Annotated in this window: 10 protein-coding genes; 2 read left to right on the forward strand and 8 right to left on the reverse strand. The window is 72.3% G+C overall.

Annotated features, from left to right (window positions below):
* The 6 genes from GVN67_RS25045 to GVN67_RS25070 all read right to left on the reverse strand — a co-directional run.
* A partial coding sequence (locus GVN67_RS25045; protein ID WP_368667262.1) for an iron chelate uptake ABC transporter family permease subunit occupies nt 1-1,467 on the reverse strand: 1,467 nt, incomplete at its 3' end.
* Nucleotides 1,391-2,260, reverse strand: a complete 870-nt coding sequence (locus GVN67_RS25050) for an ABC transporter substrate-binding protein (RefSeq protein ID WP_200845389.1) — start codon at nt 2,258-2,260, stop codon at nt 1,391-1,393. The genes GVN67_RS25050 and GVN67_RS25045, both read right to left, overlap by 77 nt.
* A complete protein-coding gene (locus tag GVN67_RS25055) occupies nt 2,257-4,659 on the reverse strand; it encodes a TonB-dependent siderophore receptor (protein WP_160000046.1) in 2,403 nt (800 codons plus the stop codon). Before GVN67_RS25055 ends, GVN67_RS25050 begins: the two co-directional genes overlap by 4 nt.
* A 118-nt stretch (nt 4,660-4,777) precedes the next feature.
* Nucleotides 4,778-5,770, reverse strand: a complete 993-nt coding sequence (locus GVN67_RS25060) for a FecR domain-containing protein (protein ID WP_160000047.1) — start codon at nt 5,768-5,770, stop codon at nt 4,778-4,780.
* Nucleotides 5,771-5,846: 76 nt separating this feature from the next.
* A complete protein-coding gene (locus GVN67_RS25065) occupies nt 5,847-6,368 on the reverse strand; it encodes an RNA polymerase sigma factor (RefSeq protein WP_160000048.1) in 522 nt (173 codons plus the stop codon).
* A gap of 75 nt (nt 6,369-6,443) precedes the next feature.
* Nucleotides 6,444-7,118 (reverse strand): RraA family protein, encoded by a 675-nt coding sequence (locus tag GVN67_RS25070; protein WP_160000049.1) that lies wholly within the window; start codon nt 7,116-7,118, stop codon nt 6,444-6,446.
* A gap of 138 nt (nt 7,119-7,256) precedes the next feature.
* On the opposite strand from GVN67_RS25070, the gene GVN67_RS25075 reads away from it, so the two are divergent.
* Nucleotides 7,257-7,970 carry an IclR family transcriptional regulator gene (locus GVN67_RS25075; protein ID WP_160000050.1) on the forward strand — a complete coding sequence of 238 codons (714 nt, stop codon included), beginning with the start codon at nt 7,257-7,259 and terminating at the stop codon, nt 7,968-7,970.
* A 36-nt stretch (nt 7,971-8,006) separates the two neighbouring features.
* Here the strand turns inward: GVN67_RS25075 and GVN67_RS25080 are convergent, their stop codons facing one another.
* Together GVN67_RS25080 and GVN67_RS25085 are read right to left on the reverse strand one after the other, a co-directional pair.
* On the reverse strand, nt 8,007-8,894 hold the full coding sequence (locus GVN67_RS25080) for an NAD(P)-dependent oxidoreductase (protein WP_160000051.1): 888 nt from the start codon (nt 8,892-8,894) through the stop codon (nt 8,007-8,009).
* A gap of 16 nt (nt 8,895-8,910) precedes the next feature.
* On the reverse strand, nt 8,911-10,497 hold the full coding sequence (locus tag GVN67_RS25085) for an ABC transporter substrate-binding protein (RefSeq protein ID WP_160000052.1): 1,587 nt from the start codon (nt 10,495-10,497) through the stop codon (nt 8,911-8,913).
* Between the two features lie 206 nt (nt 10,498-10,703).
* Here GVN67_RS25085 and GVN67_RS25090 point away from each other — a divergent pair, with 206 nt between their 5' ends.
* The gene (locus tag GVN67_RS25090) at nt 10,704-11,738 is read left to right on the forward strand and encodes an amino acid ABC transporter substrate-binding protein (protein WP_160000053.1); all 1,035 of its coding nucleotides are present in this window, start codon (nt 10,704-10,706) and stop codon (nt 11,736-11,738) included.
* Nucleotides 11,739-11,813 lie beyond the last annotated feature (75 nt).

Here is an 11,813-nt window from a genome sequence, read left to right on the forward strand (position 1 = left end):
CCCCAGCAGGCCGGTCAGCGCCAGCCCCGCCAGCAGCATACCCGCCGGCCCCGCGCGGCGCTGCAGCCGCAGCATCAGCGCCAGCACCGCCACCGCCCCCAGCGTCGCCAGCCCCAGCATCGCGCCGCGCCCGGGCGGCAGGCCGAGCAGCCCGGCCAGCAGCAGCGCCAGCCCGGCCCCGGCGGAAAGGCCCAGCAGCTCCGGGCTCGCCATGGGATTGCCGGTCAGCCGCTGGATGAGCAGGCCGGCGACCGCCAGCATGGCCCCGGCGGCCAGCGCCGCCAGCACCCGCGGCCCGCGCCATTCCAGCATTTCTGTCCATGCCAAGGACCAGCCGCCATCGGCGGTCGGGCCGAGCGTCAAGGCCAGGGCCAGCACCGCGAGCAGCGCCAGGGCCAGGCCGAGCAGCAGCGGCCCGGCCGGGCGCGCGACGCGGATCGGCGCGGCGGGCGCCCGGCCGCTGCCCCCCTTGGCCCGGCGCAGCAGCCAGAGCAGCAGCGGCGCGGTCAGCAGCGCGGTCAGGCTGCCCGCCGGCAGGCCAGGGCCGGCCAGCGCCAGCAGCGCCTGGTCGGTCAGCGCCAGCAGCCCGGCGCCGAGCAGGGCAGACCCCGCCATCAGCGCCGGGAAGCGCCGCAGCCCCCCCGCGCGGGCCAGGGCCGGCGCCGCCAGGCCGATGCCGGCGATGCCGCCCAGCGTCGCCGCCACCGTCGCCGCCAGGCCGGTGGCGATGGCCAGCCCCGCCAGCCGCACCAGCGGCAGCGGCAGGCCGAGGCTGCGGGCGCCGGCCTCCTCCAGCGCCAGCAGGCGGAGCGGCCGGCGCAGCAGGAAGGCCATGGCCGCCAGCGCCGCGATCCAGGGCGCGATGGAAAGAACCGGCAGGAAGCTGATCTGGTGCAGGCCGCCGGCCTGGCTGAGGGCGAGGTCGGACAGCGTCTCGTAATGCAGCAGCAGCAGCGCCTTGTTGATCGCCTCCAGCGCCAGGCCGAGGGCGAGGCCGGCCAGGATGACGGGCAGCGGCGCGAAGCCGCGGCGGGCGGCCAGCAGCAGCACCAGCCCGACGGCGGCCGCTGCCCCGGCCAGGGCGATCGCCCCCTGCCCCCAGGCCAGCAGCCCAGGCGCGCCCAGCGTCGCCAGGCCCAGGGCCAGCCGGGCGCCGGCGAAGATGCCCAGCGTGCCGGGCTCGGCCAGCGGGTTGCGCAGCACCTGCTGGAACAGCAGCCCGGCCAGGCCGAGCGCGGCGCCGGCCAGCAGCGCTGTGCAGAGCCGCGGCAAGGCCGCATGCAAGAACAGGATCTTTTGCACTTCATCGCCTTGCAGCAGGGGCAATGAAGAGCGGGCGAAAAGCGCGCCGGCCGCCGCGAGGCTGACGAACGCCAGAACAAAAAAACGGCTAGCCATGGCGGGCGAGCTCCGGCAGGCGGTCGGCGATCTGCCGCGCCAGCCGCCCGGCCGAGGCCAGGCCGCCATTCGGATAGATCACCGGCATGGCCGCGATCCGCCCGGCCCGCAGCGCCGGCAGGGCCTGCCAGAAGCGGCTGGCCTCGAGGCGCGACAGGGCGCGGGCGGTCTCGGCGCCGCGGTCGAAATGGATCAGCCGGGCCTCGGGCATCGTGGCCAGCGCCTCGATGCCGGCGGAGGCGACGCCGGCGGCGTTCTGCCGCCCCTGCCAGGCATTGCGCAGGCCAAGCCGCGCCAGCACGCCGCCCGGCATGCCGCGGCTGCCGAAGACCGCCATGCCGCGGGCATCCTCCATCAGGCGGAACAGCAGGACGGGGCGGTCGTCGAGGCCCTGCACCGCGCGCGCGGCCGCGGCGAGGCCGGCGGTGGCCGCGGCGATGGCGGGCTCCGGATCGGCGCCGGCCAGGGCCGCCAGGGCGCGCAGCAGCCGCGCCCCCTGCCCCAGCGCGTCGCCATCGGCGGCGAAGACCGGCAGCAAGGACAAGGGGGCGATCTCGGACAGGCGGCGCAGCCCGGCCGCCTGCCAGTCGGCGGCCAGGATGCGGTCGGGGCGCAGCGCCTGCAGCAGCTCCAGGTTCGGCTCCTGCTGCGGGCCGAGCTCGATGACGCCTTCGGGCAGCGCCGGATCGCCGACCAGCCTGCGGTACAAAGGCAGGTTGGCGACGGCGAGCGGCGTCACGCGCAGCGTCAGCAGCGCCTCGGTCAGCGCCAGGTCGAGCGAGACCAGCCGGGGCGTCGCCGCCCCGGCCCGTCGCGAAGCCAGGACGCCGAGCGCCCCCAGCAGCCCGCGGCGCGCGATCACCAGCGGTAGCTGAGGCTGGCCAGGAAGGTCCTCGGCGCGCCGTAGCGGCAACCGTTCGAGGCGCCGGCGCAAACAAAATAGTTCTCGCCGAAGATGTTGTGGGCGTTGACCGTCAGCGCCGTGCCCGGCAGCTGCGGCAGCAGCCGGTCGAGCTCGTAGCGCGCCATGGCGTCGACCAGGACATAGTCGGGCACGTCGCGATCGAAGCCCGGGATATTGGCGCTGCCGATGTAGCGGACGCCGCTGCCGATCTTCAGCCCCGGGATGCCGAGGCCGGCGGTGCTGTAATCGACCCAGAGGCCGGCGGTGTTGTAGGGCGTCAGCGCCAGGCGCTGGCCCAGCTGCGCCGCCTGGTTGCTCTTCACCGCCCGCGCATCGGTATAGGCGTAGGAGGCGACGAAGCCGAAGGGACCCCAGTTGCCCTTGGCCTCCAGCTCGACGCCGCGGGCGCGGACCTCGCCGGTCTGCACCTGGAAGCTGGTGTTCTGCAGGTCGGTGGTCAGCACGTCCTGCTGGGTCAGCTCATAGACCGCGGCCGAGAAGGTCATCGACGTGCCCGGCGGCTGGTAGCGCAGCCCGGCCTCGTATTGCGTGCCGCGGGTCGGGCTGAAGGCCTCGCCCAGGCGGTCGGTGCCGATATTCGGCGCGAAGGACTGGCTGAAGCTCAGGTAAGGCGCCAACCCGTTCTCGAAGAGATAGACGGCGCCGGCGCGGCCGGTGAAGGCGTCGTCGGACTGGCTGGCCTGGGCGCCGCTGCGGAAGCTGCTGGTCTTGCGCTCGGTCCAGTCATGCCGGCCGCCCAAGGTCAGCACCAGCTGGCCCAGCCGGATCTGGTCCTGCAGATAGACGCCGACCTGGTCGCCGTTGGTGCGGCTGCCGGTGTCGACCGCGCGGTTGACGATCGGCAACCGGCCATAGGCGGGGTTGAACAGGTTGATCGGGTACGCCGTGCCGGTCAGGTAGCGGTGCGAGTTGTAGCGCGCGTTGAAATAGTCGATGCCGGCCAGCAGGGTGTGCTCGGCAGCCCCCGTCGAGAAGCGCATTTCAAGAGAATTGTCGGCGGTGAAGCCGGTCGAGGCCTCCTCGCGCTGGCTGAGGCCGCGATTGACCGTGCCGTTCGCCGTCGCCGACAGGAAGGTCAGATAGTCCCAGTTGCCGCTGGAGGTGAAGTAGCGCGCGCCGCTGCGCCATTTCACCCGGTCGTTGAAGGCATGCTCGAGCAGATAGCCGGCGGTGTAGGCGGTGGTGTCGAAGCGGTCGAAGCCGGGCTCGCCGGCGAAGAAGTCGCGCGGCACGGTGCCGCTGCGCAGCGCCGCATAGGGCATCGGCGCGGCGAACTGCGTCTCGCTGCGCTGGTAGCTGGCCAGCAGGGTCAGGCTCGTCGACGAATCCGGCCGCCAGGTCAGGGCCGGCGCGATGTAGCGGCGGTTGTCCTGGACATGGTTCACCCAGTTGTCGGCCTCGCGCCACAGCCCGGTCAGGCGGAAGCTGAGCGTGCCATCCTCGGTCAGCTTGCCGGCATAGTCGCCGGAGATGAAGCGGCGGTCGTCGCTGCCATAGCCGATGTTGATCTCGCGCAGCGTCTCCTCGGTCGGGCGCTTGCTGACCGCGTTGATCAGCCCGCCCGGGCTGAGCTGGCCATAGAGGACCGAGGCAGCGCCGCGCACCACCTCGATCCGCTCCATGCCATAGGGTTCCTGCGCCAGGCCGTAGACATTGGGCTGCAGCCGCAGCCCGTCGCGCAGCATGCCGCTATAGGCGTCGGCGATGTTGAAGCCGCGCATGGTGAAGTCGTCGGCCATGCGGCTGAAGGTCGGCGCCTGGGCGTTCAGCCCGGGCACATAGGCCAGGGCGTCGGTGACGCTGATCGCGTCCTGCGCCCGCATCTGGTCGGCGGTGACGACGGAGACCGATTGCGGCGTCTCGAGCAGCGGCGTGTCGGTCTTGCTGGCGGAGGCCGCCAGCGTGGCGTTGTAGCCGGCGACCGGGCTCCAGGGCCGCTGGCGGCCGGCCATGACGGCGACCTCCGGCAGGGTCAGCGCGCCGGAGACGGCGGGCGGGCGGGTCAGCAGCACGGTGCCCTCGGCGCCGAAGCGCCAGCTGACGCCGGTGCCCGACAGCAGTCGGCGCAGCGCCTCCTCCGGCGCCAGGGTGCCGGCGACGGGCTGCGACTGCAGGTCAGCGACCGCGCCGGCCTCGGCGGTGACCTGCAGCCCGGCCTGGCGGCCGAAGGCGGCCAGCGCGCTGCCCAGCGGCTGGGCCGGGATGTCGAAGCGCCGCGGCGCCGCGGCGGCCGCCTGGGACGGGGCTTGCGCCTGAGCAATGGCCAGGGGCGCCGCGGCGGCGGCCAGGGTGATGGCCAGCAGCCGCGCGGCGCGGTCAGAAGTCTTGCGCGTCATGATGCAGTCGGGTTCCTCTCGCCTCGCATCGCAAATGCGAGGCATTTGCGTTCTGGCGGAGGACGGCGAGGCGCCGGGTTTTTTTCACCGATCCGCGAGGCTGCGTCGATTTTATTGGTTAACTTTTCGTCATCCAATACAGGAAGGGCGTCAGCTGCCGCACCCGGCCGCCCAGCGGCTGCAGCAGGGCACGCAGCGCGCGGCCGGCATCGCGCAGGTCATAGAGGCCGGTGACGCGGCGCCCGGCCAGCTCCGGGTCGCGCAGCAGGAACAGGGCGTGGTGGTAGCGGCCGAGCAGCGCCACCACCTCGGCCACCGTCGCGTCCTGCACGAAGACCGGGCCGTCGCGCCAGGCCGCCACCACGGCGGGCGCCAGCCGGTCGCGGCGCGGCGCCGCCCCGGCGCGGGAGAGGCTGATGCGCTCGCCGGCGCCGAGCTCGGCGGTCAGCGGCGGCGCCTGGGCAGGGTCGGTCAGCCGCACCTGGCCGTGCTGCACGGCGAGCTCCAGCCGGTCGTCCAGCAGGTTGACGTCGAAGGCGGTGCCGAGGACGCGCAGCTCGGCGCCGGCGGCCTCGACCAGGAAGGGCCGGGCCGGGTCGCGGGCGACCTCGAAGAAGGCCTCGCCCTGCAGCAGGGTGACGCGGCGCTCGGTTAGAGTGAAATGCGTGGCGATGGCGCTGCGCGGCGCCAGGTGGACGGCGCTGCCATCGGCCAGCAGCACGCGGCGCAGCTCGCCGGTGCCGGTGGCATGCTCGGCGGCCAGGCGGCGCAGCGGTTCGCGCAGCAGCGGCTCCGGCGCCAGCACCAGGGCCAGCGAGGCGGCGAGGCCCAGCACCGCGGCGGCGCGCAGGGCGCGGCGGCGGGTGGGCAGCACCCGCCCCGTGGCGCGACGCGGGTGGACGGTGGCGGCTTCCCAGCGGCCGGCATGGGCGGGCGGCACCTCGCCGAGCAGGCGCCAGGCGCGCTCGGCGCGGGCCAGGGCGGCGGCGTGGCGCGGGTCGGCGGCGCGCCAGGCCTCGAGCTCGGCGCGCAGAGACGCATCCGCCGGCGCGGCCTCGCGCTTCAGCAGCCAGTCCATCGCCGCCTGCAGCAGCGGATCGTCGCGGGTCATGGTCCTGTCCGTCCCCGGGCGCCGGCCGCGCCCGGCTGCATGACGCGCAAGGGCGCCGGATTTTTCACGCGGGCGATCACGAATTGTCCTCGGCCATGTCCCCTGGCGGCAGGTCGGTCGCGATGCGCAGCAGGGCGTCGCGCACCAGGCGATGCGCGGTGGGGACGGAGACCTGCAGCCGGGCCGCGATCTCCTCCAGCGTGTAGCCGCCGAAGCGCTGCATCTCGAGGGCGATGCGGGCCTTCTCGGGCAGGGCCTCGAGCACCCCGGCGACGCGGGCGACGGCCTCGGCATGCAGCAGCGCCTGTTCCGGGGTGCGCGGCGTCTCGGGCTGCATCCAATAGGCGGGCTCGGCCTCGGGGCGGCGGTCGGCGCGGCGCAGGCGGCCCTGGTCCCAGGCCAGGTTGCGCAGGATGCGGTAGAGATAGGCGATGGGGCGGGCCAGGGCCGGCGCCCCGGCGCGCTCGGGGACGAAGCGCAGATAGGCGTCCTGGACGGCGTCCTCGGCCCGGGCGCGGTCGCCGAGCAGCGCGGTCGCATAGTCGAGCAGCGCTGCGCGATGCGCCAGGTAGAGCTCGAGTTTCGGGTCCTGCGCCACGCGGCAGCGCCTAGCACAGGGCCGGGCGCCGCACCAAGGGGCCGGGCTTTTCCGCCCGGCCCGCGGTGGCAGGCGTCAGAGGCCTTCGCAGCCGTTGCGGCGCAGCGCGGCGTCGACCCAGGCCGTGTCGTTGCTGCCGTCGGCGATGGCGGCGACGGTCTTCTGCTCGGCGGCGTTCTTGGCCAGCGTCGCGGCCTCGAGGGCGGCGACGTCGTCGAAGGGCACGCAGAGCAGGCCGTCCTCGTCGCCGACGATCAGGTCGCCGGGCTCGATCACCATGCCGTCGAGGGCGATGGTGACGTTGATCTCGCCCGGGCCGTCCTTGTAGGGGCCGCGATGGGTGACGCCGGCGGCATAGACCGGGAAGTCCTGGGCGCGGATGGCGCCGCTGTCGCGGATGGCGCCGTTGATGACGATGCCGCCGAGGTTCTTCTTGACCATCTGGGCCAGCATCAGCTCGCCGATCAGGGCGTTGGTCAGGTCGCCGCCGGCATCGACGACGATGACGTCGCCGGGCTGAGCCAGGCCGATGGCCTTGTGGATCATCAGGTTGTCGCCGGGGCGGGTCTTCACCGTCAGCGCCGGGCCGGAGAGGACGCCGCCGGCATGCATCGGGCGCAGGCGCGGGCCGCCGGCGGTCAGGCGGGACATGCAGTCGCTGATATTGGCCACCGGCAGCGTGCGGAAGCGCTCGGCCGTCGCGGCGTCGACCTGGCGCGCGCGGGGCAGGATGCGGAAACCGATGGGCATGGCTGTGTCTCTCCGTTCGAAGCGGCGGGCAGTCTCGCGCCAAAGCGCCGGGCTGGACAGGGGGGCGGGGTGGATAAAACGCAACGCCATTTCGGGCGTGCTTGCGGGAAGGCCAGGGGGCCAGTAACTCTCGCGACCATGAAACGAAGCGCAGACCAGGCGCCGGCGCTGGAGGGGGTGGCCTCGGCCGAGCGCACGCTCACCCTGCTGAGCGCCTTCCGCAAGGGCGACGGGGCGGTGAGCCTGGCGGAGCTATCGGCCCGCACCGGGCTGGTGAAGAGCACCATCATGCGGCTGGCGGTGTCGCTGGAGGCGCATGGCTATCTGGGCCGGCTGCCCGATGGCAGCTATCGCCTCGAGGCCGAGCTGCTGCGGCTGGGCGCGATCTACCAGCAGTCGTTCCGGCTGGAGGCGCATGTGGCGCCGGTGCTGGAGCGGCTGGTGGCGGCGACCGGCGAAAGCGCTGCCTTCTACATCCGGCGGGGGGAGCAGCGGCTGTGCCTGTTCCGGGCGGATTCGCCGCAGCGGCTGCGGCTGCATGTGCGGGCGGGGGATCTGCTGCCGATGGATTCATCGGCGATCGCGCGGGTGCTGCGGCTTTTTACTTCTATTGAATTGGTGGGCGAGGCGGAGGCGACGCGGTTTCCGCTGTTCACCTCGGGGGCGCATGATCCGCATGCCGCGGGGATGGCGGCGCCGGTCTTCGGGTCGGACGATGTGTTCGTGGGCGCCTTGACGTTGAGCGGGCCTGTCACGCGGTTCACGCGCGAGGCTGCTTTGGTTGCCGGCCCGGTGCTGCTGGAGGCGGCGCGTGGTTTGTCGCGTGGTTTGGGGAGTCGTCTTGCTTTCTGACGTGGGGGTCCGGGGGCATTCAATGCCCCCGGATTCTTACTTGCTTTTCTGTTCGATGGCTTTGAGCGCGGTCTCCAGATCTTCGGGGACCTTGCCTTCGAAGTGTGTCTTGAGGTCCAGGCTTTCCACCCAGCGGAGGCGGGCTTCGGTGCCGCGGGTGACCAGCGGCTCGACCCCCGCATCGGCCAGGGCTTCGGCGGCCATGGCCACTTCTTCCGCGCGGCGTTTCGCGTGGATGACGCCGGTGGTGATCATGCCGGCCGCGAGCTCGTCCAGCGGCTTCTGCAGGGTCTTGGCGGCGGACGCCATGACGGTGTCGGCCAAGCCGTAGTAGCGGGCGCCGAGCAGCATTTCGTCGAGCAGCGCCTCGATGCCCTTGATCAGCACGGAGCGCATGATCTTGATGCCGGAGGCGGTGCCGAGCGGGCCTTCGACGGGATCGATGCGCATGCCCCAGGGGGTCAGGGCCTCGGCCACGGCGCGGGCGGCCGGGCCGCTGGAGAGGATGGGCAAAGCGAGCCCGTCCTTGGGCGTGCCCATGATGGAGGCATCGGCGAGCAGCGCGCCGGTGCCGGCCAGGATCTTTTCCACCGCCTGCTTCACCTTCGGCGTGGCGGAGGCGACGTCGGCGTAGATTTTTCCTTTCGTCAGATGCGGCGCGAAGGCGGTCGCGCTGGCGATGGAGGAGGAGCCGGGGGTGACGCCCAGGATGATGTCGACCCGGGCGACGAGGGCCGCCGGGCTGTCGACCAGCGTCACGCCGGCGGCGGCGGCGCGCTGCTGGATCAGCGCCGCATAGGGGCCGTCGAAGGCGCCGTTGTCGTAGCTCAGCACCTCGACCAGCCCATTGGCGCGCAGGCCTTCGCCGAGGGTGCTGCCGATCTCGCCATAGCCCACCAGGCCGACGCGGATCTGGTTGCGCATGTTGCCTTGATCCTTGTCAGACACGCCGGACGTTCCAGAACTTGACGAAGCCGTCGAGCACGCCGTCGATGTTGCGGCGCCAGGCCATGGGCTGGAAGATCTGGCCGGTGGGCAGGAAGGTGGCGTCGCGCCAGGCCTGCAGCTGGATGTCGACGGCCAGCTTCTGCTGGGCGGCCAGGTCGCGCTCCTCCAGCCAGGCGTCGCGCAGGCGCTCGGCCTCGGGGCTCTCGGGCCAGCCGTACCAGCCCTGCAGCCCGTTGGCGCGGGCCACGCTGGTCACCGCCGGGTCGAGGATGTTCAGGCCGGAGACCATGGAGGGGAAGATGCTCCAGCCGCCCTTCTCCACCGTCTCGCGCGAGTTGCGGCGCTGGAACAGGGTGCCGCTGTCGACGGCCTGGACCTCGACATTCAAGCCGAGGCGCTTGAACAGGTCGATGCCGAGCTGGCCGAGCGGCGCGCTGACCGGGTGGTCCATCGGCAGCATGAAGGCCACCTTCTGGCCCTTGTAGCCGGATTCCGCGATTTCCTTCCTGGCGCGGGCCAGGTCGGTCGGGCCGAAGAGCTCGTCGAGGCCGGCATCGTTGGCCATCGGCGTGCCGGGGCAGAACATGCCCAGCTTGACGTGCCAGGTTTCCGGATCGCTGCTGTAGGACTGCATGAATTCCGACTGGTCGACGGCGCGCAGCACGGCGCGGCGCAGCGCGACATTGTCGAAAGGCGGCTGGATGCAGTTGAAGCGCAGGATCGGCGTCAGGCCCTGGCGGTCCTTCACCTCGACGCGGACATTGCGGTCGCGCTTCAGCATCGGCGCCAGGTCGGGGGACGGGGTTTCCCACCAATCGACCTCGCCCGCCCGCAGCGCGGCGGAGGCCGAGGAAGGATCGGGCATGGTGATCCATTCGACGCGGTCGAAATGCGCGACCTTCGGCCCGGCGGTGCCGCCGATCGCGCCGTCGCCGCGCGGCTGGTAGCCGTCGAACCGGGCATAGGCGGCGCGGGCGCCGGCCAGGTGGTCGCGCTCGAGGAAGCGGAAGGGGCCGCTGCCGACGATCTCGGTGACCTGGCGGGCCGCATCGGTCTTCGCCAGCCGCTCCGGCATGATGGCGCACATGCTGGGCGAGGCCTTGGCCAGCGCCGCGGGCAGCAGCGGGAAGGCCTTCTTCAGGCGGAACTGGATGGTGGCGTCGTCGGGCGCGGAAAGCTCCGCCGTTGCCACCATCAGCGCCTGGCCGAAGGAATCGCGGGATGCCCAGCGCTGGATGCTGGCCACGCAATCCCGCGCGGTGACCTTGCTGCCGTCATGGAACGTCAGCCCGGGGCGCAGCGTCAGGCGCCAGAGCTTGCCGTCATCCTCCACCACATGCCCGTCGACCATCTGCGGCTGCGGCTGGAACTGCGCGTCCAGGCCGTAGAGGGTGTCATAGACCAGGAAGGCATGGTTGCGCGTCGGCGTGGCCGTGGTGGCCACCGGATCGAGCAGCGAGAGATCGACGAAGGGGACGAAGCGCAGCACGCGCTCGGTCTGGGCCCGCACCAGGGAGGGGCGGGCCAGGGGCAGCAAAAGCCCCGCCGGCACCGCCGCCAGCAATTGCCGACGCCGCATTTCTTTCAGTTTCCTTCCCAACATCTCCCCGTCCGGCGCCGGGGCGCGGTCGGGGCGTTCCGTATTTCGGAATTCCGTTTCGATTTTAGCGGGGGAAGCGGCCGGAATGTCAAGCGCGGCCGGGGCGGCACGCGCCTTGCTTGCCTGGCGATCCGCTACCCGGGAGCGAGCGCAGCAGGCGGCCGACATCGGACCGGGGATTCTGCATGCGACAGACCATCATGGCCTTGGCCGCCACCCTGCTGCTGGGCGGCGCCCTGGCGTCACCTGCCCTCGCCCAGACCGCCTCGGCCGGGCCGACGCTGGCCTCCGTGCGCAGCAAGGGCCTGCTGGATTGCAGCGGCAATGTCGGCTCGGCCGGCTTCGGCACGCCGGACAGCCGCGGCGAGCAGCGCGGGCTGGACCCCGATATCTGCCGCGCCATCGCCGCCGCCGTGCTCGGCGACCCGGCCAAGGTGCGCTGGACCGTGGTGACCAGCCAGGCGCGGGTGCCGGCGCTGCAATCGGGGCAGCTCGACATCGTCGCCCGCACCTTCACCTGGACCCATGCGCGGGAGGTCGCGGCCGGGCTGCAATTCGGCCCCACCACCTTCTATGACGGCCAGGGCTTCATCGTCCGCAAGGCGAGCGGCGTGGCCCATGCGGCGCAGCTGAACGGCGCCACGGTCTGCGTCGGCGCCGGCTCGACCAACGAGCTGAACCTGGCCGACTGGGCGCGCACCAACAAGCTGCAGGTGCATCCGGTGGTGTTCGAGAATATCGAGGACACCCGCAAGGCCTATGTCACCGGCCGCTGCGACGCCTACACGCTGGACGCCAGCCAGCTGGCCGGCTTCCTCAGCACCCTGCCGCGCGGCGAGCACATGATCCTGCCCGAGATCATCAGCAAGGAGCCCCTGACGCCGGCCGTCCGCAAGGGCGACCCGCAATGGTACGACATCATGCGCTGGACCATCTACGCGCTGTTCATCGCCGAAGAGCTGGGCGTCACCCAGGCCAATCTGGACGAGATGCTGAAAAGCGCCAATCCGGAGGTGCAGCGGCTGCTGGGCGTCACCGGCGACTTCGGCCCGACCCTCGGCCTCGACCGCCGCTGGGCCTACAACGCCATCAGGGCGGTGGGCAATTACGGCGAGATCTTCGAGCGGCATCTCGGCCCCAACACCCCGCTCGGCCTGCCGCGCGGGCTGAACAACCTCTGGACCCAGGGCGGGCTGATCTACGCGCCGCCGATGCGGTAGGGGCTTGGCGGGGCGGCATTGCCGGCTCTACCAGTCCTGCTGACCGTGGAGCCTTGCATGACCGACCCCGCCCTC

Origin of the sequence: Roseomonas sp. 18066, assembly GCF_902706185.1 — a bacterium.
Taxonomy (GTDB): Bacteria; Pseudomonadota; Alphaproteobacteria; order Acetobacterales; family Acetobacteraceae; genus Pseudoroseomonas.